Below are 25,358 nucleotides of genomic sequence, written 5' to 3' on the forward strand. Positions count from 1 at the left end.
CGCTACTTCTTCGCGACGGTCACTTTCGCGCCGTCCTTCAGTTTCGCGCCCGGCGCGAGCACGACCGTGTCGCCGGGTTTCACGCCGCGCACGGCGACCAGCTCGCCGATCCGCGCGCCCTTCGTCACGGCCACCGCATGCACGGCGTCGTCCTTCACGACGAACACGACCGGCCGGCCGTCGCGCTCGACCACGGCACTCGCCTGCACGGCCGTCACCGGCTGCCGGTCCTGCGCGGTCGCCGGCTTCGACAGGAACGCGATCTTCGCGCTCATGTCGGGCAGCACGCGCTCGTCGCGGTCGACGAAGCGCACCTTCACGAGTACGGTGGCCTTCGAGCGGTCGACGGTCGGCACGATGCGCGACACGCGGCCCGCGAAGCGCATGTCGGGCAGCGCGTCGAGCTGGATCTCGCACGGCTGCTCGGCGCGGATCTTCGCGATGTTCGATTCGGCGACGTCGGCCTCGACCTCGAGCGTCTCCATGTCGGCGATCGTCACGACCGCGCCCTTGCTGTCCGACGCGGACGAGAACGGCGTGATGTTGTCGCCGACGTTCGCATGCTTCGCGAGCACGATGCCGTCGAACGGCGCGCGGATCACCGTCTGGTCGACCGCCACCTGCGCGGCCTGCGCGTTCGCTTCGGCCGACACGATCGCGGCCTGGTCGCTGTTGAGCGTCGCGCGCGCCTTGTTCACGCGCGCCGTGTCGGTGTCGAGCTGCGCGGCCGGCACGGCGCCCTTCGGCGCGAGCGCGGCGGTGCGGCGCAGCGCGATCTCCGCATCCTTGAGTTCCGCCTGCGCGACGCCGAGGTTCGCACGGGACACCTGCACCTGCGCACGCGCCTGGGCGAGCGACGCTTGCACGTCGTTGCTTTCGAGACGCGCGATGATCTGGTCCTGCTTCACGCGCGTGCCTTCGAGCACGCCGAGCCACTCGACGCGCCCCTGGCCCTTCGACGCGACCGCGGCCTTGCGCTGCGGCACGACGTAGCCGGTCGCATTGAGCTGCGTATCGTTCTGGTACGGGTATGCGGACGTGACGGACGTGGTGTCGACGGTCGGCCGGCCGGTGAGCGCGAGGCCGGCGACGATCGCGACGACGACGAGCGCGGCGGCGACCGCATAGCGCCCCCAGCGGCGCCGGCGCGGCACCGGGGCGATCGGACGCCGGTCGATTTTCAGTTTGTCCAGATTGTGATCGGGCAATTTGAGCGCCTCGAGACGGCGGCGGTCGTGCGACCGGCCGCGATCCGGTTTCCGGGGAAAGGGACGGATGGACGCCAGTATAAGCGTCGCTCCGGCGCCGCGCGAGCCGGTTTGCGGCGCCGTGCGGCGGCGGCCCGTCCGGCCCGCTGGCGCCGGCCGACGCGCCCGCCCCCGGGGAAACCCGAGGATGCAAGCAACGTGTCAACTTGCCGCGAATGCGGTGCGTTATGGAACCAGTGCGTCAGGTTTTGTCGCGACGGAACGGCGAAAGCCGGCCTCGCGGCCTGGGGCTCCGGTGCGAATGCCTCGCATCTTTACTTACCGGTACGTTTGATTTTTTCTCCGCTAAAGGAAGAACAATGAAGAAGACGCTCGCTTCGATCATCGCCGCAGCATTCGCACTCGCATCGGTTTCGGCATTCGCACAGGCGTCCGCGCCGGCAGCCGACACGTCGGCTGCCGCATCGGCACCGGCCAAGAAGGATCACAGCAAGCCGAAGCACCAGCTGAAGCACCACGGCTCGAAGAAGGGCCAGGCGAAGGCTGCAGCCGCATCGGCCGCCGGCACGAACGACGCAGGCACGCAGAACTAAGCGGTTCCGCCGCCACGGCCGGCGTTGCCGGTCATCGGTCGGCCAACCCCGCATGCTCCGGCATGCGGGGTTTTGTTTTTTCAGGCGCAGAATGCGCACCGCGCCCGGCCGGCGGCAGGCGCTGCAGCGCGCCGGCATCTGTGTTTAACTCGCGGCTTCACGGAGCGAAGGAGCGAGACATGGATCTCGGGTTTATCGGGCTGGGCGAAATGGGGCAGGCGATCGCGACGAACCTGCTGAAGGCGGGCCACACGGTGCGGGTCTGGAACCGGTCGCGCGAGCGGGCCGAGCCGCTCGCGGCATTCGGCGCGCAGATCGTCGACACGCCGGCCGACGCGTTTCGCGGCGACGCGGTGTTCTCGATGCTCGGCGACGATGCGGCCGCGCGCGCGGTGTTCGACGATGCGCTGCTGGCCCAGGCGCCGCGCGGGCTGATCCACGTGAACATGGCGACCGTGTCGGTCGCGCTCGCCGAATCGCTCGCGCACGCGCATGCGTCGCGCGGCATCGACTATGTCGCCGCGCCGGTGATGGGCCGGCCCGACGTCGCGGCCGCCGCGCGCCTGACGATCATGGCCGGCGGCCCGGCCGAGGCGATCGACCGCATGCAGCCGCTGTTCGATGCGATCGGCCAGAAGACCTGGCGCTTCGGCTCGCTGCCGCAGCACGCGAACGTCGCGAAGATCGCCGCGAACTTCACGCTCGCGTCGGCGATCGAGACGCTCGGCGAGGCGTCCGCGCTGCTCGGCGCGCACGGCGTCGCGATGCGCGATTTCCTCGACGTGATCACCAGCAGCGTGTTTCCGGGGCCCGTCTACGAAGGCTACGGCGCGATGATCGCCGAGCGGCGCTACGAGCCCGCGCGCTTCAAGGCGCGGCTCGGGCTGAAGGACGTCCGGCTCGCGCTGGAGGCCGGCGACGCGACGTCGGTGCCGCTGCCGGTGGCGAGCGTCGTGCGCGACAGCCTGCTCGATGCGCTCGCGCACGGCGGCGGCGACCAGGATTTCGCGGTGCTCGGCGAGGCCGCGCTGCGCCGCGCGGGCCGCTGACACGCGACAGAAGCGCGGTGCGCACGGCATAATCGACAGTCCGTTTTCCCTACATTCATTTCAGGCAGAGGCAGTCATGAACTTGCATACGTGGTGGCTTTTCGTGGCGACGGTGTTCGTCGTGTCGGCGATTCCGGGCCCGAACATGCTGCTCGTGATGACGCACGGCGCGCGCCACGGGCTGCGGCGCTCGTCCGCGACGATGGCCGGCTGCCTGAGCGCGCTGGTGCTGATGCTCGCGGTCTCCGCGGCCGGGCTCGGCGCGGTGCTCGAAGCATGGCCGGCGACGTTCGATGCGTTGCGCTTCGCGGGCGCAGCCTATCTGATCTATCTCGGCGTGAAGGCGTGGCGCGCGCGCGTGGACGACGCGCCGGCGGCCGACGTCGATGCGGTGTCGTCGCAAGCGGCCTCGACATCGCGCGTCGCGCTGTTCCGCAACGGCTTCCTGGTCGCGGGCAGCAACCCGAAGGCGATCCTGTTCGCGGCCGCGCTGCTGCCGCAGTTCATCAACGCGGCCGAGCCGACGCTGCCGCAGTTCGGCATCCTCGTCGTCACGTTCGCGGTGATCGAGGTGAGCTGGTATCTCGTCTACGCGGCGTTCGGCACGCGCATCGGCGCCACGCTGAAGAGCCAGAGCGTCGCGAAGGTGTTCAACCGGCTGACGGGCGGGCTGTTCGTCGGCTTCGGCGCGATGATGGCGCTGGTCCGTCACTGATTCCCGGCCGACCCCGGCGTACCGAATGCCCCATCTCTCGCAAGAGGGTGGGGCGTTCGGCTTTTGGGCGCCGCTTCACCGGTGAGTGCTCACGCACGCGGCCGATCCGGCGCCGCCGCGCCGGGCCCGCGTCCGGTCGCCAGCCCGAACACGGTCGCCGCGCCGGCGAACGCGAATCCGACGCCACACACCGCGCTCCAGCCGCCCCATGCCCACGCGCTGCCCGCGAGCGCCGCGCCGAGCGCGCCGCCGACGAAGAACAGCCCGACGAACAGCCCGTTCAGGCGTCCGCGCGCGGCCGGGTTCAGCAGGTTGATCGCGCGGCGACCGATCGTCTGATCGACGATCACGCCCGCATCGAGCAGCGCCGCGCCGCCGGCCAGCAGCGCGAGCGCGACGCCGCGATGCGCGTGCGCATCGAAGCCGAACCAGCCTGCGCCGGCGATGCCGAGCACGACGAGCGCCGCGAGCATCGTGCCGTGCGCGAGCCGTTGCGCGGTCGGGCCGTGGCCGCGGTCGCCCGCGCGGCCGGCGAGCGGCGTGACGATCGCGCCGCTGGCGCCGGCGAACGCGAACAGCGCAATGCCGCGCAGATCGAGCGCGAACGGCGGCTGCGCGAGCCGCAGCCCGACGGCGGTCCAGAACGCGCTGAACGCGGCCATCGCGAGCGCGGCCAACAGCGCATGCCGGCGCAGCACCGGTTCGTCGGCAAGCAGCCGTCCCATCGACGCGAGCAACGCGCGGTAACTGGCCGTGATCGACGGCGTGCGCGCCGGCAGGCGCAGCGCGAGCACGACCGCGATCGCCGCGTTCGCGAGCGCGGCGAGCAGATAGAACGCGCGCCAGCCTGCCGACCCCGCGATCAGGCTCGCGAGCGGCCGCGACAGCAGGATCCCGAGCATCAGCCCGCTCATCACGTTGCCGACCGCGCGGCCGCGCTGCGCGTCGGGCGCCATCGACGCGGCCATCGGCACGAGCATCTGGATCACGCTCGACGCGGCGCCGGCCGCGAGCGTCGCGAGCAGGAACACGGTGCCCGACTGCGTGAAGGCGGGCAGCGCGAGCGCGGCCGCGCAGACGGCGAGCGTCGCGACGATCAAACGGCGGTTCTCGAGCAGGTCGACCAGCGGCACGAGCAACGCGAGCCCGGCCGCATAGCCGAGCTGCGGCAGCATCGCGACGAGGCCCGCGAGGCCGGGCGGCAGGTGCAGGTCCGCGCTGATCGGGCCGGTCAACGGCTGCGCGGCGAACAGGTCCATCACGATCACGCCGACCGTCGCGGCGAAGAACAGCGTCATGCCGGTGCTCAGTGCAGGCGGCGCGGGCGCGGCGACGGTCGGAGAAACGGGGGCGGAGCAACGATTGGCAGGGCAGTTCATTGCAAACCAGGAGGAGTCGAAGGAACGCTCATCGTAGGCGTCCGATCTTTATGCGACAATTGAAATATGTCTAATATGATTATGCGAGTTTGTTTTGAATACGCGTGATCTCCAGGCGTTCGTCGCGGTCGTCGACAGCGGGTCGATGGTCGCCGCGGCCGCGAAGCTCCACCTGACGCAGCCGGGCCTGACGCGGCGCGTGCAGAACCTCGAAACGCTGCTTGGCGTGCCGTTGCTCGAACGGCAGAGCAAGCCGCTGAAGCCGACCGCCGCCGGGCGCGACGTCTACGCGCTCGCGCGCAACGTGCTCGGCGCGGTCGACGAACTGATGGCGGCGGGCACACCGGACAGCGAGCCGTCGGGCGAGCTGCGCATCGGCGTGCCGCCGTTTCTGTCCGAACTCGCGCTGGAGCGGCCGATCGACCGGCTGCGCGACGCGTTTCCGCGCCTCACGCTGCGCGTGACGGCCGGCTGGTCGCCCGCGCTGGTGCAGGGCATCGAGCGCGGTGCGCTCGACGTCGCGACCGTGATGGTGCCCGCGAGCGCGGCGCTGCCAGACGCATTGACGGCGACGCTGCTCGCCACGCAGCCGACGGTGCTCGTGGCCGCACGCGATTTCCCGCTGCCGGACGGCCCGCTGTCGCTCGACACGCTGTCGGGCTTTCCGTGGGTACTGAGCCAGGACGGCTGTGGGATGCGTTCGGCGCTGAGCCGCGCGCTCGGCGCGGCCGGGCTGCCGTTCGACGTCGCGGTCGAGGCATTCGGCTCGGAACTGCAGTTGTCGCTCGTCGCGCGCGGCGCCGGCATCGGCATCGCGCCGCCGAACGCGCTGGCGCGCAGCGCGCATCGCGATGCGCTGAGGGTGGTGGAAACGGCGGGGCTGGAAACGCGGATCAACGTATGGATCGTGCACGGCACGCTGCCGGGCCGCCTCATGCGGCCGGTCGCGCTGCTGCGCGACGCACTGGGCGAGGTGCTGGAGCGGGAGAGCGGAAAGGGGTCAGGCGCCGTGACGGAGAAGTAGAGGCCGCGTTCGAGGGAAAATCCTTATTTTCTCTACGGAAATGTTGCATTGCGGAAACCGATTCGATATGATTGCACCTGTCTCCTCCATGTCTCCTCTGATATGGATTCAGCCCGCCGATCAGGCGGGCTTTTTTTTGCCTGCGATTGAGTCGCAGCGCTCCATTTCCATTCGCCGACGGCCGCCGCGCTCAGAACTTGTATGTCATCCCGACGTAGCTGATGATCGGGTCCGCCTTCAGGTCCGATTTCGACTCGGCGAGCACCGAGCCGTCCGCCGCCTTGATCGTCACCGTCGACGTTGTCTTCAGCGGGATGTAGGTCACCGACGCGACCAGCCCGAAGTGTTCCGTCAGGTTGTACTGCAGGCCCGCGTTGAACACCGGCTGCCACGACGACGATGCCTTCGCCTCCACCGACGTCGTACCCGGCTTGCCCGCGCCCGCCGCGAGGATTGCGCCGAGGTTGTCCTGCGTCTGCTTGATGAAGTTCGTATTGAGCTGCAGGTCGCTGAACCAGTTGTACGACACGCCGAGGCCGAGGAACGGGCGGAACTTCGCGGTCGCCTGCCCGAAGTAGTACTGCAGGATCACCGCCGGGCTCCACTGCCGTACGCTCTTCACGATCGGATTGACCGAGGCCAGCCCGATGTTCTGCGTGCCGAGCGCGCCGGCCGGCCCCGGCGGCTTGATCGTGCCCTGGCCCGACACCTTGAACACCGGCGGCACGCCGGCCACCGACGTGACCGCGATATGGTCGGTCAGGAAGTGGCTGACCGTCAGGCCGACGGTGTCGGCGCCGCTCGTGTGCAGCCCGGTGCCGGCCGATGTGAACGACGGCGGCAGCCGCAGCGGCGTGTTGATCGGCGTCGGCGCGACGTTGGTCGTCATCGGCGTGCTGCTCTGCTGCGGCATGATGTGGAACCAGCCCAGCGTGACGACGTTGCTGCCGGCGCTCTGCGCGTGCGCGGCGAGCGGCGCCACGGCGGCGGCGCCGGCCGCCGCGCAGAGAAGGGTTTTCTTCATCACGGCTTTCCCCTCCGCTTACTGGACGAATGCGCCGATCGTGAAATACGGCGTCGATCCCGCGTTGTCGAGGAAACCGAACACGCCGCCCGAGAAGATGAACTTGCCGGTCGGCGACGTGCTGCCCGAACCCGTATGGATCGTCGTGACCGTGCCCGGCACCTTCTGCGTGTAGTCCAGGTCGAGCACTCTCGTGAGCGACGCCTGCGACGGCTGGAACGGATCGAGCAGCGTGGCCTGCTTGTCGATCAGCGCGGTGGTCCGGTAATCGAACTGGCTGTCGACGCCGATGTATTCGCCGTTCTGCGAACCGGCCGCGACGGCCGTCTGCGGCGCGAGGATCGAGATGCTCGATTCGTCGTCGGCGGTCAGGCCCGGCACGCCGTTGCTGTCCGGCGTCGGGTTCGGGTTCGCGACCCCCGTGCGCACGAGGATCGGCACGAGCTGGTTGCGCAGCTTGCCGACGACCATGAAGCCCTTGCCCTGCGGCGTGGCCGACAGCGTCGGCTTCAGCTGGCTCGCGTAGTTGTTCGACTGGAACGCGCCGCTGCCGTCGGCCGACTGCACGAAGTTCGTGCCCTGCTGCGTGCACGCGCCGCCGGCGAACTGGCCGGTCGTGTCGCACTTGGTCCACGTGCCGTCCGCGTTGAGCGTCACTTTCGCGTCGATCGACGCCGGCCCGAATTTCTGCGACGGCACTTCGCCGAAGCCGATGTGGCTGTACGTACCCGCGACCTTCGTGATGTCGGTTTCGATCGACGAGAACCCGATGAACGGGTAGTACGGGAATTTCGTGTCGGGCACCGCGGCCTGGCCGAGCACGCCGTCGAACTGGATCTCCTTGCCGGGAATCGTGCCGCCCGCGACGCCGAAGCCGACGAAGATGCGCGCCGGACGCGACGCATCGAGGCTCGCGCCGTTCAGGCGGAACGCGCACTGGTTCAGCTTGTTGGTCGGCAGCAGCGTTTCCTGCGTGAGCGTGCCGCTGTCGACGGTGCCCGCGCGGGTCGGCGTGACGGTGCCGGTCTTTTGCGGCACCGCCGATTCGACATAGGTGACCTGCCAGGTCATCTTGGTCGTGTCGAGCTGGACCTTCGCGAGTTCGCCGCTGCCCGCGCCGCCCGTAAACACGGTGTTGTAGTCGAGCGTGGCAGGGCAAAGCCGCTCTTCGACGAGCGGCGGCGGGTTGTCGCTGCCGCCGCCGCAGGCGGAAAGAAGGGGGCCGGCAAAGGCCGCCGCCAGAATGAGGTTGCGCTTCATGTTGCTCCTCCAGATTTGTCTTGTGCGGCGGCCAGCTCCCTGTCGGCCGCTTCTGTTGGTCGTGCTCGTCTTGTTGGCGCCGTGCCGGGCGCCTTCGTGCCTTCCCTGCGTCACGCGGCGGCAGGCCGGCCGCCGCGTCCCCGATCGCTACTTGCTGATCTGCGCGCCCACGCCGAAGTACGGGGTCGATGACGTCGTCGAATTCGCCGACGTCGACGTGACGCCGCCGTTCACCGTGCCCTGGATCAGCGCCGCGTACAGCCCGCCCGTCGCGATCACCACGCCCGATACGGACGGGTAGTTCGCGCCGCTCGGCGGGGCGGTTTTCGCGTTCAGCAGGCCCGGTGTCGTCTGGCCGTAGTCGAGCGTGAAGCCGTCTTCCTCGGCCTGCGTGGACGGGTTGATGAACGACGCGTTGCCGCCGCGGATCAGTGCGGCCGTGTACTTGAAGTTCGAGTCCGCGCCCGCGTAGCCGCCATCGATCGCGCCCGACGTGATCGCCGTCGCCGCGCCGAGCACCGCGATGCCCGATTCGTCGTCGACCTGCGCATCGAGGTGCAGTGGCGGCGTGCCGAGGTTCACGTTGCCCGTGCGCACGATCACCGGCACCGTCGCGCCGTTGAGCTGGCCGATCACCAGGTGCGCGGTGGCCGACTTGCCGGTCGCGCCGACGATCGGCAGTTGCGTCTGCGGCAGCGTCTGCGGTGCCTTGGCGCTGTCGAAGTAGCCGCCGTTCGCGCTCGTTTTCCACGGATCGCCGGTCGTCTGGCAGCCACCCGACCCGCTCGACGTGCACGCGCCGTTCGCGTCGAACGTCTCGCTCGAGGTCGAGCCCTTCGTCGCGTAGTTGCCCGACGGCACGAGGTGGTAGAGCAGCGCGTTGTACGTGCCCGGCAGTTTTGACAGATCGGTCGTCGTGTTTGCGAAGCCGAGGAACGGATAGAAGTCGAAGTGACGGTTCGGCACCTGGCCGACGTTCTGCACGACGCCCGGGATGATCGTCAGCCCGTCGTACTGGATCGTCGCGCCCGGAATGCCGCCGCCCGCGACGCCCATGCCGACCAGCAGCATCGGCGGGTTCGCCTGGTTGAAGTCGGCGGCCGTCGAATAGGTCGAGCCATCCGGCGCGGGGCCGGTGCCCGGCGTGAGGACGAACGCGCAGCGCGTCTGCTCGGCGGTCGGCAGCGTGCCGGTCGGCGGATGGATGACCTTGCCGGTGATCGTCGTGCCGACGCGGCTCGGCGTGACGGTGCCCGTCTTCAGCGGAATCGGCGATTCGAGCCACTTGAGCGTGTACGTCATCGCGACCGCGTCGATGTTGACGCTGACGATCTCGCCGCTACCCGCGCCGCCGAGATACGTGCTCTTCACGATATCCGCGTTGGCCGGGCACAGTGCGCCGTTGATCGGTTGCGAAGGCGGCTGCCCTTGCGTGCCGCAGCTCGAGCCGGAACATTGGGGCGCGTTGATCGGCGCGAGCGCGCCGCCTGAGTCCCCCCCACCACATGCAACCAGGAAAGGGGCAATGGCAAAGGCCGTTGCCACCCCCTTCGATAAGGTGTGCGACATGCCGCTGTCTCCAATCGTTTAATTGTGCGAGCTAATGTCGCTGCCTGTGTTTTTGCTGTCAATTGATGAACCCGTCTAAAAAAGGCGATTGAAACGGGATCTGCGAATTGAATGCTTGCCCAATAAGGCAAACGGTAAGAATTTAAACGCGGAACGGGCTACCGAAAGCTGCCGGAGTGGGGGATACGCGACGTCCGGCACGCTCTCGCAGCACCTTCTGGCGTATAACGGCAGCGTTTAAATCAACGGGTATCCGGTTTATCCCTATTCGGGATTGACTGGATAAGGAAGGGGCGAATTAATCTACTTGTAATCGCGCAATGGAAAGCTTGTAAATATTTGTAAATGCGCGGCGCGGTGTTTTTATATATTGCCTGATACGGGTAAATAAAAAGCCGGCCAACGGCCGGCTTTGCATGGCATGCGATGTTGAATCAGCGTTTGAGGCCCGCGTCCTCGGCCGCGCCGATGTTGAGGTTCATGCACTGGATCGCGGCGCCCGACGCGCCCTTGCCGAGGTTGTCGAGGCGCGCGACCGTGACGAAGCGCTCCGCGTTGCCGAACACGAACAGGTCGACGCGGTTCGTGTCGTTGTTCGCCTGCACGTCGAAGAAGCCGCCGTCGAGGTTCGCGTCCGCATCGAACGGCGCGACGCGCACGAACGCTTCGTCCGCGTAGTACTCGGCGAACACGCGCTGCACGTCCTGCGGCGTCGCGCGCTTCGCGAGCTGCTCGGGCGTGAAGTAGGTCGTCACCGCGAGGCCCTTCAGGAACGGGCCGACGATCGGCGTGAAGATCGGTGCGTGCGCGAGGCCCGTGTGCGCGGCCATTTCCGGCAGGTGCTTGTGCGCGAGGCCGAGCGCGTACGGGCGCGGGCTCGCGAGCTTGCCGCCCGGCGCGGCGCTTTCGTACTCGGCGATCATCGACTTGCCGCCGCCGCTGTAGCCGGTGATCGAGTAGCTGTGCGCGGCGAACGTCGGCGCGACGATGCCCGCATCGACGAGCGGCCGCATCGCGAGCACGAACGCCGACGCGTGGCAGCCGGGCACCGCGATGCGCTTCGACGTGCGAATCTTCTCGCGCTGCGCGCGGGTCAGCTCGGGCAGGCCGTACGCCCAGTCGGCGCTGGTGCGGAACGCGGTGCTCGCGTCGATCAGCGTGGTGTTCGGGTTCTCGACGAGCGACGCGGATTCGCGCGACGCGACGTCCGGCAGGCACAGGAACGTGACGTCCGACGCGTTGATCAGGCGGCGGCGCTCGTCGACGTCCTTGCGCTTCGCTTCCTCGATGCGCAGGATCTCGATGTCGCTGCGTGCCGACAGGTATTCGAAGATCTTGAGGCCGGTCGTGCCTTCCTGGCCGTCGACAAAAACTTTGGTGCTCATTTCGCTCTCACTGAATGAAACGGGAGCCGCGGCGCCCTGAAACCGCCATTTTAAGACGTCATCCGGCGGCACTGCAGCGCGCGGGGCGAAAAAAGACGGCCGGCGGGCCGTCTTCGTGCCCATCTTCGTGTCCCTTTGACGCCCGCCGGTACGTGCGCGGGCCGGGGAACGCGCGCGCTCAGCGGGCGCCGGCGTCCCAGCGGGCGGTCGCTTCGGCGACGCGCCGGCCGAATGCCTTGCCGGTCTCGAGGTCGCCCGGCAGCGGCCCTTCGTCGGGCGTCGCATCGGCCGGCGACTGCGCGAGCAGGCCCGTCGAGCCGCCGAGATAGTTGATGTCGTTGCGCGTGGCCGCCTTCGAGTTCGCCGGCATCAGGCTCGTGCCGACCCACACCATCCCATGCTGCATCGCCAGCGTGACGAAATATTGAATCGTCGAGAACTTGTCGCCGTTCATCGTCGCGGAGTTCGTGAAGCCCGCGGCGATTTTGTCCTTCCATTTCTGCGTGAACCACGCTTTCGACGTGGCATCGGCGAATTGCTTGAACTGCGCGGACGGGCCGCCCATGTAGGTCGGCGCGCCGAAGACGATCGCGTCCGCCGCGTCGAGCGCGGCCCAGCCTGCGTCGTCGAGGTCGCCGACGGCGATCAGGCGCACGGTCGCGCCGGCGTCCTGCGCGCCGGCGTGCACGGCTTCGGCCAGTTTCTGCGTGTGACCGTAGCCGCTGTGATAGACGATGACGATGTTCGACATGAAGCGTTCTCCGGAAAGGGACGGGAACGGCGGGCCGCCGGCTCGCCGCGTCACGCGTCGCCGGCAGGCGGCGCGACGGTCGCGCGGCAGGGGATGCCGCGACCGGTGACGACGAGTCTAGCAAGCCGAAATGACGAGACAACGTGCGCGTGCGGCGCACCGAAATTCGCGGCGGTCTGCAATCGCGGCGCCACTGCCAGGCGAGACGCCGTGCGGCTACTGGCCGTAAGTGACCGTGAGTTGCGCGGTGCCGATCGCGAGCGTGCCGATCTCGTGCTCGAACATCGGCGCGGGGCGACCCTGCGAAATGCGCAGGTCGGTGCCTTTGAGCGCGTAGACGGTGATCACGTAGCGATGCGGCTTGCCGGGCGGCGGGCACGGGCCGCCGTAGCCGTCGATCCCGTAGTCGTTGCGTGCCTCGCTCGCGCCGATGCGGCGCAGGAAGCCGGATGCGCTCGCGTCGGCCGGCAGGCTCGTGACGGTCGCCGGAATGCCCGCGACGGCCCAGTGCCACCAGCCATGCCCGGGCGCATCGGGATCGAAGACCGTGACAGCGTAGCCGCGCGTGCCGGGCGGCGGGTTGCGCCACGCGAGTTGCGGCGAGCGGTTCGCGCCCTTGCAGTCGCCGCGGTCGAACACGTTCGCGGCCCGCACGCGGGCGCCGGGCGTCAGGTCGTCGCTCGTCACGGTGAACGGGCCTTCCGCATGCGCGGGCAGCGCCGCGAAAACGGCAGCGCACAGGAGGGCGGGGAGGCGGAACGCAGACGGGCGGCCCGATGGCGCAGGCGGAGTGATCCGGCGATCCACACGCATATGGCGTTTCTCCCGTCACGTGGGCCGGGCCGCGGCGCCCGGCATTGTTGGCGTTGTGTGTTGCCCGCGCCGCTGAGGGCGGCGATGGGTCAAGTCTAGCATTAGGGTTCGATGAGCGACGCACACCGGCGCCCGCGATCGCGATCGGTCAGCGCGCTAGTCGGCAGACGAAAAAAAACCGCCTGCGATGAAGCAGGCGGCTCTTCAGCCAGTGTGCCGGCGCGTGCGCCGGCGTGGCGTCATTCCTTCGGGGCCGTCGCGCCGCCGTGCGCGGCCGACCATTCGGCCGGTGCGTGCAGGAATTTCTCGACTTCGTCGAGCGTCTTCGTCTCGAAGTAGCCCGACGCCTTCGCGACGCGCAGCACGTCCCACCACGTGGCGAGCGCGTGCAGGTCGACGTCGATGTCCTTCAGGACCGACACGCTTTCCTTGAAGATGTCGTAGTGGAACAGCACGAAGCAGTGGTTCACCGTCGCGCCCGCGGTGCGCAGCGCGTTGACGAAGTTGATCTTGCTGCGGCTGTCGGTCGTCAGGTCTTCCACCAGCAGCACGCGCGAGCCTTCCTCGAGATGGCCTTCGATCTGCGCGTTGCGGCCGAAACCCTTCGGCTTCTTGCGCACGTACTGCATCGGCACCATCATCCGGTCCGCGATCCATGCCGCGAACGGGATGCCGGCCGTCTCGCCGCCCGCCACCGCATCGATCTGCTCGAAGCCGATGTCGCGCGTGATCGTCGTTTCCGCCATTTCCATCAGCGCACGGCGCACGCGCGGATACGAGATCAGCTTGCGGCAGTCGATATAGACGGGGCTTGCCCAGCCGGACGTGAAGATGAACGGTTTTTCGGCATTGAAGTGCACCGCCTGCACTTCGAGCAGGATTTTGGCGGTCGTATCCGAGATCGACTGACGATCGTAGCCTGTCATGGGCATTCCTTGGGTGATGAGCGAGGAGCGGGCGCGGGCCCGATGGCGCAGCAAGGGGAACCTGCCCGAAGGGCCGGGGCGCGATTGGCGGACCAATCGCATCGCTGCGCGCGTAGCCCGCTATTTTACCCGATTCAGGCCGGTTTTCGGCGGAATTCGCGCGCGCCGCCGCGCCGCTCGCCACCGGCGAAACAAACGGGGCACGACCAGTCCGACACGGACGCCGGGGATGCGGCGGTGCACCAACGGAGGTCATTTAGGGGGTGTACACTAGGCGACCCTAAGAAATCGTTCAGTACTTTGTACTTTCCTCTTGCCACCCGCCAAGGTTCGTTGGCGTGCCCATCCGGCGCGTCGCGGGCCGTCTCGCAGTCGACCATCCCCTCGATTCAGGCAGACGCGGCCGAAGGTGCTGTGTACTGAGTCGTCAATATTTCGCATGTCTCTCGCAGGTCAATCATGGACGAACAACTGAAGCAGGCCGCTCTCGCTTATCACCTGAACCCGAAACCCGGCAAGATTTCGGTCACCCCGACCAAGCCGCTGTCGAACCAGCTCGATCTGTCGCTCGCGTATTCGCCGGGCGTCGCCGCCGCGTGCGAGGCGATCCACGCCGATCCGCTCGACGCGCAGAAGTACACGTCGCGCGGCAACCTCGTCGGCGTCATCACGAACGGCACGGCCGTGCTCGGCCTCGGCAACATCGGCCCGCTCGCCGCGAAGCCGGTGATGGAAGGCAAGGGCTGCCTCTTCAAGAAATTCGCGGGCATCGACGTGTTCGACATCGAACTCTCGGAGTCCGACCCCGACAAGCTCGTCGAGGCGATCGCGATGCTCGAGCCGACGCTCGGCGGCATCAACCTCGAGGACATCAAGGCGCCGGAGTGCTTCTACATCGAGCAGAAACTGCGCGAGCGCATGAAGATCCCCGTCTTCCACGACGACCAGCACGGCACCGCGATCATCGCATCGGCCGCGATCCTGAACGGCCTGAAGGTCGTCGGCAAGAAGCTGTCGGAAGTGAAGCTCGTGTGTTCGGGCGCCGGCGCGGCCGCGATCGCGTGTCTGGACCTGCTGGTGAACCTCGGCCTCACGAAGACGAACATCCTCGTCGCCGATTCGAAGGGCGTGATCTACGAAGGGCGCGGCAACCTCGATCCGTCGAAGCAGCGCTATGCGGCGAACACTGACGCGCGCTCGCTCGCCGATGCGATCGTCGGCGCCGACGTGTTTCTCGGCTGCTCGAGCGCGGGCGTGCTGAAGCAGGACATGGTCAAGACGATGGGCGAGCGCCCGCTGATCCTGGCGCTCGCGAACCCGGAACCGGAAATCCGCCCGGAAGACGCGAAGGCCGTGCGCCCGGACGCGATCGTCGCGACCGGCCGTTCGGACTACCCGAACCAGGTCAACAACGTGCTGTGCTTCCCGTTCATCTTCCGCGGCGCGCTCGACGTCGGCGCGACGACGATCACGGAAGAAATGAAGCTCGCGTGCGTGCGCGCGATCGCCGAGCTGGCGCAGGAAACCGACCAGAGCGAGGAGGTCGCGAAGGCGTATGAAGGCCATTCGCTGGAATTCGGGCCGGAATACCTGATTCCGAAGCCGTTCGACCCGCGCCTGATCATCAAGATCGCGCCGGCCGTGGCGCAAGCCGCGATGGATTCGGGCGTCGCCACGCGCCCGATCCAGGACATGGACGCGTACCGCGAACAGCTCGGCGCGACCGTCTACCGTACCGGCATGGTGATGCGCCCGGTGTTCGCGACCGCGAAGCAGAAGGAGGCCCGCATCGTTTTCGCCGAAGGCGAGGATGAGCGCGTGCTGCGCGCCGCGCAGTTCGTGCTGCTGGAAAAGATCGCGAAGCCGATCATCATCGGCCGTCCGTCGGTCGTCGACATGCGCCTCGCGAAGATCGGCTCGAAGCTGAAGGCCGGCACCGATTTCGAAATCGTCGATCCGGAAGACGATGCGCGCTACCACCGCTACTGGCAGGCGTATCAGGAGATCGGCGCGCGCGACGGCGTGACGCCGGAAGTCGCGAAGGCCGCGATGCGCAAGTTCAACACGCTGATCGGCGCGATGCTCGTGCACCTGGGCGATGCGGACGGGATGGTCTGCGGGATGATCGATACGTTCCACAGCCACCTGAAGTTCATCGAGCAGGTGCTGGGCCGCGCGAAGGGCGCCGAGCACTTCGCCGCGATGAACCTGCTGATGCTGCCGGGCCGCAACCTGTTCGTGTGCGACACGTACGTGAACGAGTTGCCGAGCGCCGACCAGCTCGCCGACATGACGATCCAGGCCGCGGCCGAGATCGAGCGCTTCGGCATCACGCCGAAGGCCGCGCTGCTGTCGAACTCGAACTTCGGCAGTGCGCCGTCGGCGTCGTCGCGCCGGATGGCCGAGGCCCGCAAGCTGATCGTCGAACGTGCGCCGAACCTCGAAGTCGACGGTGAAATGCACGGCGACGCGGCGCTGTCGGAACTGATCCGCAAGCAAGCGTTCCCGGGCACGACGCTGTCGGGCGAGGCGAACCTGCTGATCATGCCGAACGTCGAAGCGGCGAACATCGCGTACAACCTGCTGAAGATGGTCGGCGGCGAAGGCGTGACGGTCGGCCCGTTCCTGCTCGGCGCGGCCAAGCCGGTCCACATCCTGACGCCGGCCGCGACCGTGCGCCGGATCATCAACATGACGGCCGTTGCCGCCGCGAACGTGAACACGAAGTAAGTCCACGCTCGCGTGTGCCGCGCGTCACGCGCGGCACAATGAAAAACGCCACGGAACCTGCGTTCCGTGGCGTTTTTTTTCGCGTGAACGCTAAGGGCGACGGCGGCGCGGGGTGGGCATCCGGACCGCGAACGCCCGCCGCGCGCACCGTTACGCGACCTGCTGATGCGACTGGCCGCCTGCCGGCGAGCGCCACTTCGCGAGCAGCGTGTCCCACTTCTGCCGCACTGCGCGCAGGTTGTTCTCCTTCACGTGGCCGTAGCCGCGAATGCCGTCCGGCAGCGCCGCAAGCTCGAGCGCGAGCGGCCGGTTGGCCGCGTTCAGCCTGCCCAGCACCTCGCCGATCAGCGCTTCATATTCGCCGATCAGCGCGCGCTCGGTGCGGCGCTCCGCGGTGCGGCCGAACGGGTCGAGCCCCGTGCCGCGCAGGAACTTCGCCTTCGCGAGCAGCCGAAACGCGGACATCATCCACGGGCCGTACGCCTTCTTCACGAGATGGCCGTGGGCGTCCGTCTTCGCGAACAGCGGCGGCGCGAGGTGGAATTTCAGCTTCCAGTCGCCTTCGAACTGCGCGGTCAGCCGCGCGAGGAACGCGGGATCGGACTGCAGCCGCGCGACCTCGTATTCGTCCTTGTACGCCATCAGCTTGAACAGGTTGCGCGCGACCGCTTCGGTCAGCGGCTCCTGCACCGTGTCGCCGTCGGCGAGCGCGCGCTCGGCGGCGCGCACCTTGTCGACGAATGCCGCATAACGCGACGCGTACGCGGCGTTCTGGTACGCGGTGAGGAATTCGACGCGCTTCGCGATCAGCGCGTCGACCGCCTTCTTCGTGTGCAGCGAAATCACCGTCGCGCCTTGCGCGGGCCGGGCGTCGCCGGCCGCGGCCTGCTTCACGCTGGCCAGGTCGTGCGCGGCGCGGCGGCCCCAGTCGAACGCCGCGCGGTTCTTGTCGACCGATACCGCGTTCAGCTCGATCGCGCGTTCGAGCGACGCGAGCGTCAGCGGCAGCCAGCCCTTCTGCCACGCGTAGCCGAGCACGAACGGGTTCGTGTAGATCGCGTCGCCGAGCAGCGCGACCGCGAAGCGGTTCGCATCGATGAAGTCGACCGCTTCACCGGCTGCCGCGCGGATGTCGTTCTCTGCGGACACGCCGGGGAACGCCCAGTTCGGGTTCTTGATGAACTCGGCGGTCGGCGTCTGCGCGCTGTTGACGACCACGCGCGTCGTGTCGTGCCGCATCCGCGACGTGCATTCGTCGCCGGCCGTGACGATCGCATCGCAGCCGATCACGAGATCGGCTTCGCCCATCGCGATCCGCGTCGCATGAATGTCGGTCGGCGCGTGCGAGATCTGCACGTGGCTCATCACCGCGCCGCCCTTCTGCGCGAGGCCGGTGACGTCGAGCACGGTCACGCCCTTGTTTTCCAGGTGCGCGGCCATCCCGAGCAGCGCGCCGATCGTGACGACGCCCGTGCCGCCCACGCCGGTGACGAGCACGCCGTACGCGCGATCGATCGCCGGCAGCGTCGGTTCGGGAATCGGCGGCAGCGCACCGCCGTCGACCGCCACCGCCTTCGGCTTCTTCAACTGGCCGCCCTCGACCGTGACGAAGCTCGGGCAGAAGCCCTTCACGCACGAAAAGTCCTTGTTGCAGCTCGACTGGTTGATCTGGCGCTTCGTGCCGAATTCGGTTTCCAGCGGCTCGACCGACAGGCAGTTCGACTGCACCGAGCAGTCGCCGCAGCCTTCGCACACCGCGTCGTTGATCACGACGCGCTTCGCCGGGTCCGGGTATGTACCGCGTTTGCGGCGGCGGCGCTTCTCGGTCGCGCAGGTCTGGTCGTAGATCAGGATCGTCGTGCCTTCGATCTCGCGCAGCGCGCGCTGCACGTCGTCGAGCTGGTCGCGATGGTGGATCGTCACGCCCGGCGCGAGCAGCGCCTTCTGGCTGTCGTACTTCTCCGGCTCGTCGGTGACGATCACGATCTTCTTCGCGCCTTCGGACGCGAGCTGGTGCGTGATCTGCGGCACCGTCAGCACGCCGTCGACCGGCTGGCCGCCCGTCATCGCGACCGCGTCGTTGTAGAGGATCTTGTAGGTGATGTTCGCCTTCGACGAGATCGCCGCGCGCACCGCGAGCAGGCCCGAATGGAAATAGGTGCCGTCGCCGAGGTTCGCGAACACGTGCTTCTCGTCGGTGAACGGCGCCTGGCCGATCCACGGCACGCCTTCGCCGCCCATCTGGCTGAAGGTGCTCGTGCTGCGGTCCATCCACACGGTCATGTAGTGGCAGCCGATCCCGGCGATCGCGCGCGAGCCTTCCGGCACGTTGGTCGACGTGTTGTGCGGGCAGCCCGAGCAGAACCACGGCTTGCGCTCGGTCTGCACGTGCGGCTTCGCGAGCGCCATTTCCTTCGCGTTGATCACCGCGAGCCGCGCGGCGATGCGCGCGCGCACGTCGGACGGCAACTCGAACTTCTCGAGCCGCGTCGCGATCGCCTTCGCGATGATCGCGGGCGACAGCTCGTAGTGCGCGGGCAGCAGCCAGTTGCCCATCGGCACCGACCATTCGCCGCCGGCACCGTCCTTCTCGTCGAACTTGCCGAACACCCGCGGGCGCTGCGCGTCGGGCCAGTTGTACAGCTCTTCCTTGATCGCGTATTCGAGGATCTGGCGCTTTTCCTCGACGACCAGGATTTCGTCGAGGCCGCGCGCGAACGCCTGCGCGCCCTGCGCTTCGAGCGGCCACACGCAGCCGACCTTGTAGAGCCGGATGCCGATCCGCGCGCAGGTTTCGTCGTCGAGGCCGAGGTCGGTCAGCGCCTGGCGCACGTCGAGGTACGCCTTGCCGCCGGTCATGATCCCGAAGCGCGCATGCGGCGAGTCGATCTCGATCCGGTCGAGCTTGTTTGCGCGCACGTAGGCGAGCGCCGCGTACCACTTGTAGTCGAGCAGCCGCGCTTCCTGCACGAGCGGCGGGTCGGGCCAGCGGATGTTCAGCCCGCCTTCCGGCAGGATGAAGTCGGTCGGCAGCACGATCTCGGTGCGATGCGGGTCGATGTCGACCGACGCCGACGATTCGACGACGTCCGTCACGCACTTGAGCGCGACCCACAGGCCCGAGTAACGGCTCATCGCCCAGCCATGCAGGCCGAAGTCGAGATATTCCTGCACGTTGGACGGGAACAGCACCGGCAGCCCGCAGGCCTTGAAGATGTGCTCGGACTGATGCGCGAGCGTGGACGATTTCGCCGCGTGATCGTCGCCGGCCAGCACCAGCACGCCGCCGTGCTGCGACGAGCCGGCCGAGTTCGCGTGCTTGAACACGTCGCCCGTGCGATCGACGCCCGGACCCTTGCCGTACCACATGCCGAACACGCCGTCGTACTTCGCGCCGGGGTACAGGTTCACTTGCTGGGAGCCCCACACGGCGGTGGCGGCGAGATCTTCGTTGAGGCCGGGCTGGAACACGATCCGGTGGGCGGCCAGGTGCTGCTTGGCTTTCCACAGCGACAGATCGAGGCCGCCCAGCGGCGAGCCGCGGTAGCCGGAGATGAAACCGGCCGTATTGAGACCGGCGGCGCGATCGCGTTCCTGCTGGAGCATCGGCAGGCGCACGAGGGCCTGGATGCCGCTCATGTACGCGCGGCCGCGTTCCAGCGTGTATTTGTCGTCAAGCGTGACGGACTTCAGCGCGGCTTCTAGCGACGCGCGTTGGTCTGCGTCTAGCGGGGCATTCATTAACTGTCTCCTCCACCCGGTCTGGGATCACCAAAACTTCGGTTGCGTCGGCATCTTTTGGACGCGTCCGCAGTGGCCGGCATGTTCGCCGGTTTTAAGGGATGGTAGCACTGGGGCAAACCCGCCGCCCATCGGTCGCAACGCGAGGGAAAGGGCCGCCACGCACCATGAAACAGGGCGAGATCATGCGTTACATCATGTAAAAGCATGTAAAGCGGCGTTGATCTGCGGGCAAATGCCGTTAATCTTGTCGGCCTGCCGGAGGTGCCCGGCCGCGTGGGTTCGTTCCGACGCAGTCGGGGAGGCGCCGGCAGTTTTACAGGAGGTGCAATGAACACACGTCATATCCAGAGTTTCCTGATCGTGTCCGCCGCGTTTTTCTCGATGACGGGCCCGGTGCACGCGCGAGGCGCGAGCGCGCTGGCGGCAGCCGGCGCACAGATGCAGCAGATCGTGCCCGCTCAGGACGCCGCAGCTCAGCCGTCGGTCGAGCGCGCCGCCGCGTCGAAGGCGAACGTGCGTTGATGCGATCGCGCGGCCCGCGGGCCTCGCCGGCATGCAAAAAGGGCGGGAATCCTCGGATTCCCGCCCTTTTTCTTTGTGCGGCCGGATCGCGCGGCCGCCCCCGGTTGCTCGGAGGCGCCGCGCGGCGGGGGCGTCAGGCCTTGTCCTGCACGACGCCGCGGCGGATCTGGTCGAGCTCGATCGATTCGAACAGCGCCTTGAAGTTGCCTTCGCCGAAGCCCTGGTTGCCCTTGCGCTGGATGATCTCGAAAAAGATCGGCCCGATCTGGTTTTCGGTGAAGATCTGCAGCAGCAGGTCGTCGCGTGCGCCGTCGATCAGGATCTTGCGCTTCTTCAGTTCGTCCAGCGATTCGCCGTGGTTCGGCACGCGGCGGTCGACCAGTTCGTAATACGTGTCGATCGTGTCGAGCAGCTTCACTTCCTTGCTGCGCAGCCCGTCGACTGCCTGATAGATGTCGCTCGCGCCGAGCGCGATGTGCTGGATGCCTTCGCCGTGATATGCGTCGAGGTATTCCTGGATCTGGCCGGCCGTGTCCGAGCCTTCCTCGTTGATCGGGATGCGGATCTTGCCGCACGGCGACGTCATCGCCTTCGACTTCACGCCCGTCACCTTGCCTTCGATGTCGAAATAGCGCACTTCGCGGAAGTTGAACAGGCGCTCGTAGAACTCGGCCCATTCCTGCATGCGGCCGCGATGCACGTTGTGCGTCAGGTGGTCGATGTAGGTGAGGCCGTGGCCGACCGGGTTCGGGTTCGCGCCGGGAATCGGCTCGAAGTCGACGTCGTAGATGCTGATGTCGCCGATCGCGCCCGGCTGCGCGCCGTTCTTGCCGCGCCAGCGGTCGACGAAGTAGATCAGCGAATCGCCGATCCCCTTGATCGCCGGGATGTTCAGCTCCATCGGGCCCGTCTTGTTGTCGAAGCCCCATGCGCCGAGTTCCAGCGCGTGCCGGTACGCCTTCGCGGCGTCCTGCACGCGGAACGCGATCGCGCAGATCGACGGGCCGTGCAGCCGCGCGAAGCGTTGCGCGAACGAATCGGGTTCGGCGTTGATGATGAAGTTGATGTCGCCCTGGCGGTACACCGTCACGTCCTTGTGGCGGTGGCGCGCGATCGCGGTGAAACCCATCCGTTCGAACAGTTGTCCGAGTGCTTTCGGGTCCGGTGCCGTGTATTCGATAAATTCGAAGCCGTCGGTGCCGACGGGGTTGTCCCAGGTGGGGATCTGCATGTCGTGTCTCCTGTGCGGGGCGATCGGCCGGGGGCGGCGTGCGCGTGCCCGGCGTGGTTCGATGTCGACGGCCGCGCCCATCACGAGCGTGCGCGGCAAGCCGAGACATGCGACAGAGTGTAGCGGGCGGCCGCGAGCGGAAACTTGCGAACTTAATCGCCCGCGCCTACGATGGCGCAATTTCCAGTCTCAAAACACTCAGTGGAGGGCAGAAGATGGCGCAAGCCGAATTGGATGCCATCGACCGGCGCATTCTCGCGATTCTTCAGGAGAACGGGCGCCTGTCGAACCAGGAGATCGCCGAGCGCGTGAACCTGTCGCCGAGCCCGTGCTTGCGGCGAATCCGGCGGCTCGAGGAAATCGGCGTGATCACCGGCTACGTCGCGCTGCTGAATCCGCAGAAGCTCGGGCTCGACCTGCTCGCCTACGTGAGCGTGCGGCTCGAAAAGCGCGGCGGCCTCGCGCCGGTCCGGGCCGACGAGACGTCGGCGCGCGCGGGCGCGACCCACGCGGAGCTGTTCCGCGCGGCCGTGCAGACCTGGCCGGAAGTGGTCGCGTGCCATGCGATGACGGGCGACATGGATTACCTGCTGCGCGTACAGGTCGAGGACATGGCGCATTTCTCCCGCTTCGTGCAGGAGCATCTGCTGCATCACCCGTCGGTGATCGACGTGAAGACGAGCTTCTCGCTCGATTGCTTCAAGGAAACGACGGCGTTGCCGATTCGTTCGGTGCGCTAGCGTGGCGGGGAAGGGGGGCGCCGGGCGCGCCGCAGGCGCGGCCCGGCTGGCCGACGTCAGGCCGTCAGTGTGGCCGGCATCAGCGATTCGATGAACTTCGTCGTGCGGCGCGCCTGGCGCTTCATCGCGTAGTCGAACACCGCGGCCTGTTCCTGCAGCATCTCGGCGATGATCGTCGAGTGGTCGGCCGGCGGCAGCGACAGATACGCATCGGCTTCACCGTACGCGTACTCGATCCGCATCCCGGACTTCTTCGCGATGTGCATCATCGTCGCGTTACGCGACAGGCAGTGCATGTACAGCATCGTCACGTGCGTGTTGCGGCTGCGGATCGCCGCGCGCTCGAACAGTTTCGAGCCGACGCCGCGGCCGCGCGCGCTTTCGAGCACCGACACGCCGAATTCGGCCGTGCGCGTGTCGCCCTCGGCCGGCAGGTAGGCCAGGTGGCCGACGCCGATCAGTTCGAGGTCGTGGTCGAACACGCCGAACACCGTATCGCGACCGAAGTCGAGCGTGCGGACATAGTTCTCGATCACGTGATCGGGCACCATCTGGCCGAAGCGCAGCAGGCGGTCCTCTTCGTCGAGCGAGAGAAAGTGGGTGAGCATCTGCTCACGGTCTTTGGAAGCCAGTTCCCTGACGAGAACCGGCGCAGTAGCGACCTTGCCGACAGCAGCGGCACGGCCGTTGAATTGCGTGTTCATCGTGGGTTCCTCAGTGTGGGTGCACAAGCGGGTTGTGCAATGCAACAGCATTTTACCCGAGCGAGGTTGGGGAAAACCCGTATTTGACGTTATTTGTGCTGAGGGGGAATTCTAAAACCGCTTAGTTCATTCTTTAAGTTATTGATTTTAAGCGAATTTAAAATTCATCATATGAAATGCGCGGCGGGCGGTCGGCTGTGCCCGTCGCGCAACGCATGCTGCTGCGCGGCAATCAGGCCGCCGTCGACAGCCCGCGCTCGATGAGGTCGATCACCTGTTCCGCGAAGTCGCGGTAGCCGAGGCGGCCGCCCGGCTTCAGCCACGTGAAGGTCCAGTTGATCATCCCGAACACCATCATCGTCACCGAGGTCTGGTTTTCCTTCGAGATGCGGTCCGGGTACGCACGCGCGAGCTGCCGCGTAAACGCCGCGACGATGTCGCGCTGGCGGTCGAGCACGATTTCACGCTGTGCGTCCTCGAGATACTTCACGTCGTTGAGCAGCGCGACGTGGCGGCTGTGCGACGTCTCGTATTCGGCGAGGAACGCGCGCACGAGTTCGGCGAACGCGTCGCGCTCGCTGAGGCCGCGCCGCTGGCTCGCGCCCTCGACCTCGGCGATGATCAGCATCAGCCGTTTCGTGTAGCGGTCGAGCAGGTCGAACAGGATCGCTTCCTTGCTCTCGTAATAGTGATAGAGCCGCGCCTTCGACGTGCCGCTCGCGGTCGCGAGATCGGACATCGACGTACTCGGGTAGCTCGTCTGCGCGAATTTCTCGGCGGCCAGGTCGAGGATCTGCTCGCGCTGGGATTCGTGGTCGGGCGCTCGGGTTCGGGCCATGGTCGAATGCGGAAGATTAGCGGTGCGCGGCGGCGCGCACCTGCGTGGAAGAGAGGGCGTCGGGCGCGTCGTCCTGCAGCTCGAGCCGGCCGGCGGCCGCGAGTTCGCGACAGCGCCACCACGCGAGCGAGTCGCTGACGAACAGCCCGCCGCGGTCGGCGGCGGCCATGATGCTGCCAACGAGATGTCGCGCGGGCTGCCAGTCGGTTTCCGCGCGCTCGACGATCAACGCGTCGAGATCGGCGTAGTGGCCGCTCTTGATCGTGTTGCTGACCCAATAACGCAGTTCGGCGTTCAGATGTTTCGCTTCCTGCCATTCGAGCGCGAGGCGGCCGATGCGCAGGACCGAGACCGGCGCGGCCGCCGGCCGCTTGCGCGCCAGTTCCGCGGGCGAGAACATCCCGGTCGCGCAGGCTTGGTCGGTACGCGACAGCGCTGCGCGCTGCGCGGCGTCGAGATCGGCGGCCGACAGCCGCACCTCGTTCAGGCGCTGCGGCACGTTGCGCAGGTGATAGGCGACGCGGCGCAGCAGCAGCTTGTCGCCGACGCTCGGCGCGTGCCACACGACGACCTGGCCGGTCTCCGTCGCGAGCTGGTCGAGGCGCGCGAATTCGGCCTCGATTTCCGCGTTCCAGTCGGGGATCTGGTCGCCGAGCACGTGCTGCCAGAAGGTGGCGCGCGTGTCGGGCGTCTCGTCGGCGCCCTTCAGCGGCCCGACGCCGAGATCGTCGAGCAAACCGACGACGCGCTCGTCGCGTCCGGTTTGCGCGAGGGCTTCGCGCAGCGACGCGGCGGCGGTGCCGCCCTGAATCACATGAATGGTACTCATCGGCCTGTCGTCAACAAAAGAAAACCGCCGGCCGGGCGGACGTTGCGATGTCCAGCCGGCCGGCGGCCCCTAGGGTCTGTTTACATATGGAACGCGCATGCGAATGCCCGAAATCGCTCGTCCCCCAAGGGGACTTCCTCCGGGGCGTATGGCAAGGAGTGAGGAGCGCCGTTTGGCCGAGCCAAACAAGCGACGAGCGACGCCGCCATACGGGCGATTTCGGGCATTCCCGTGGAATGATTTTTTAATTTGGGGTTGCCACGAGAACGGCCGCTCGCCGCGTTGCGCTCCTTGCGAATACGTCAGTATTCGCGGCGTCGCGCG

General features: G+C 67.4%; 21 protein-coding genes. 7 read left to right on the plus strand and 14 right to left on the minus strand.

Annotated elements, in window-relative coordinates:
* Window positions 1–2 precede the first annotated feature (2 nt).
* A complete protein-coding gene (locus GJG85_RS01425) occupies window positions 3–1,208 on the minus strand; it encodes an efflux RND transporter periplasmic adaptor subunit (RefSeq protein ID WP_204383556.1) in 1,206 nt (401 codons plus the stop codon).
* Window positions 1,209–1,567: 359 nt separating this feature from the next.
* On the opposite strand from GJG85_RS01425, the gene GJG85_RS01430 reads away from it, so the two are divergent.
* From GJG85_RS01430 to GJG85_RS01440, 3 genes are all read left to right on the plus strand, one after another.
* A complete protein-coding gene (locus GJG85_RS01430) occupies window positions 1,568–1,801 on the plus strand; it encodes a hypothetical protein (RefSeq protein WP_012327737.1) in 234 nt (77 codons plus the stop codon).
* 179 nt (window positions 1,802–1,980) lie between these two features.
* A complete protein-coding gene (locus GJG85_RS01435) occupies window positions 1,981–2,850 on the plus strand; it encodes an NAD(P)-dependent oxidoreductase (RefSeq protein WP_089488056.1) in 870 nt (289 codons plus the stop codon).
* Window positions 2,851–2,926: 76 nt separating this feature from the next.
* Complete coding sequence (locus GJG85_RS01440) at window positions 2,927–3,565, plus strand: LysE family translocator (RefSeq protein ID WP_050011852.1); 639 nt, start codon at window positions 2,927–2,929, stop codon at window positions 3,563–3,565.
* A gap of 89 nt (window positions 3,566–3,654) precedes the next feature.
* On the opposite strand, the gene GJG85_RS01445 is transcribed toward GJG85_RS01440, so the two are convergent.
* Window positions 3,655–4,944: an MFS transporter gene (locus tag GJG85_RS01445; protein WP_089488057.1), complete on the minus strand. Its 1,290-nt coding sequence runs from the start codon at window positions 4,942–4,944 to the stop codon at window positions 3,655–3,657.
* 94 nt (window positions 4,945–5,038) lie between these two features.
* Between GJG85_RS01445 and GJG85_RS01450 the strand changes: the two genes are divergently transcribed.
* Window positions 5,039–5,968, plus strand: a complete 930-nt coding sequence (locus GJG85_RS01450) for a LysR family transcriptional regulator (protein ID WP_050011854.1) — start codon at window positions 5,039–5,041, stop codon at window positions 5,966–5,968.
* Between the two features lie 190 nt (window positions 5,969–6,158).
* Here the strand turns inward: GJG85_RS01450 and GJG85_RS01455 are convergent, their stop codons facing one another.
* The 7 genes from GJG85_RS01455 to GJG85_RS01485 form a co-directional block, all read right to left on the minus strand.
* A complete protein-coding gene (locus GJG85_RS01455) occupies window positions 6,159–6,992 on the minus strand; it encodes an OmpW family outer membrane protein (protein WP_089488059.1) in 834 nt (277 codons plus the stop codon).
* 18 nt (window positions 6,993–7,010) lie between these two features.
* On the minus strand, window positions 7,011–8,252 hold the full coding sequence (locus tag GJG85_RS01460) for a DUF2957 domain-containing protein (protein WP_204383557.1): 1,242 nt from the start codon (window positions 8,250–8,252) through the stop codon (window positions 7,011–7,013).
* Window positions 8,253–8,399: 147 nt separating this feature from the next.
* A complete protein-coding gene (locus tag GJG85_RS01465; protein ID WP_204383558.1) occupies window positions 8,400–9,821 on the minus strand; it encodes a DUF2957 domain-containing protein in 1,422 nt (473 codons plus the stop codon).
* A 434-nt stretch (window positions 9,822–10,255) separates the two neighbouring features.
* Window positions 10,256–11,206, minus strand: a complete 951-nt coding sequence (argC, locus tag GJG85_RS01470) for an N-acetyl-gamma-glutamyl-phosphate reductase (RefSeq protein ID WP_089466425.1) — start codon at window positions 11,204–11,206, stop codon at window positions 10,256–10,258.
* Window positions 11,207–11,384: 178 nt separating this feature from the next.
* Entirely contained in the window at window positions 11,385–11,957 is a 573-nt protein-coding gene (locus GJG85_RS01475) for a flavodoxin family protein (protein ID WP_050011859.1), read from the minus strand.
* Window positions 11,958–12,173: 216 nt separating this feature from the next.
* Window positions 12,174–12,770 carry a YbhB/YbcL family Raf kinase inhibitor-like protein gene (locus tag GJG85_RS01480; RefSeq protein WP_050011860.1) on the minus strand — a complete coding sequence of 199 codons (597 nt, stop codon included), beginning with the start codon at window positions 12,768–12,770 and terminating at the stop codon, window positions 12,174–12,176.
* A 239-nt stretch (window positions 12,771–13,009) separates the two neighbouring features.
* Entirely contained in the window at window positions 13,010–13,696 is a 687-nt protein-coding gene (locus tag GJG85_RS01485; RefSeq protein ID WP_011546659.1) for an orotate phosphoribosyltransferase, read from the minus strand.
* 459 nt (window positions 13,697–14,155) lie between these two features.
* Between GJG85_RS01485 and GJG85_RS01490 the strand changes: the two genes are divergently transcribed.
* The gene (locus GJG85_RS01490; RefSeq protein ID WP_050011862.1) at window positions 14,156–16,426 is read left to right on the plus strand and encodes an NADP-dependent malic enzyme; all 2,271 of its coding nucleotides are present in this window, start codon (window positions 14,156–14,158) and stop codon (window positions 16,424–16,426) included.
* Window positions 16,427–16,576: 150 nt separating this feature from the next.
* On the opposite strand, the gene GJG85_RS01495 is transcribed toward GJG85_RS01490, so the two are convergent.
* Window positions 16,577–20,167, minus strand: a complete 3,591-nt coding sequence (locus GJG85_RS01495; protein ID WP_089488061.1) for an indolepyruvate ferredoxin oxidoreductase family protein — start codon at window positions 20,165–20,167, stop codon at window positions 16,577–16,579.
* Window positions 20,168–20,497: 330 nt separating this feature from the next.
* On the opposite strand from GJG85_RS01495, the gene GJG85_RS01500 reads away from it, so the two are divergent.
* Window positions 20,498–20,692, plus strand: a complete 195-nt coding sequence (locus GJG85_RS01500) for a hypothetical protein (protein WP_050011864.1) — start codon at window positions 20,498–20,500, stop codon at window positions 20,690–20,692.
* A gap of 133 nt (window positions 20,693–20,825) precedes the next feature.
* Here the strand turns inward: GJG85_RS01500 and hppD are convergent, their stop codons facing one another.
* Complete coding sequence (gene hppD / locus GJG85_RS01505) at window positions 20,826–21,923, minus strand: 4-hydroxyphenylpyruvate dioxygenase (protein ID WP_050011865.1); 1,098 nt, start codon at window positions 21,921–21,923, stop codon at window positions 20,826–20,828.
* 215 nt (window positions 21,924–22,138) lie between these two features.
* On the opposite strand from hppD, the gene GJG85_RS01510 reads away from it, so the two are divergent.
* Window positions 22,139–22,663, plus strand: a complete 525-nt coding sequence (locus GJG85_RS01510; protein ID WP_040143005.1) for an Lrp/AsnC family transcriptional regulator — start codon at window positions 22,139–22,141, stop codon at window positions 22,661–22,663.
* 56 nt (window positions 22,664–22,719) lie between these two features.
* Here the strand turns inward: GJG85_RS01510 and GJG85_RS01515 are convergent, their stop codons facing one another.
* The 3 genes from GJG85_RS01515 to GJG85_RS01525 form a co-directional block, all read right to left on the minus strand.
* Window positions 22,720–23,367 carry a GNAT family protein gene (locus tag GJG85_RS01515; protein ID WP_124556854.1) on the minus strand — a complete coding sequence of 216 codons (648 nt, stop codon included), beginning with the start codon at window positions 23,365–23,367 and terminating at the stop codon, window positions 22,720–22,722.
* A gap of 232 nt (window positions 23,368–23,599) precedes the next feature.
* On the minus strand, window positions 23,600–24,205 hold the full coding sequence (locus tag GJG85_RS01520; RefSeq protein ID WP_006482923.1) for a TetR/AcrR family transcriptional regulator: 606 nt from the start codon (window positions 24,203–24,205) through the stop codon (window positions 23,600–23,602).
* Between the two features lie 16 nt (window positions 24,206–24,221).
* A complete protein-coding gene (locus GJG85_RS01525) occupies window positions 24,222–25,034 on the minus strand; it encodes a DUF1835 domain-containing protein (protein WP_050011867.1) in 813 nt (270 codons plus the stop codon).
* Between the last annotated feature and the right edge of the window lie 324 nt (window positions 25,035–25,358).

This window comes from Burkholderia sp. MS389 (assembly GCF_016899425.1).
Taxonomy (GTDB): Bacteria; Pseudomonadota; Gammaproteobacteria; order Burkholderiales; family Burkholderiaceae; genus Burkholderia; species Burkholderia sola.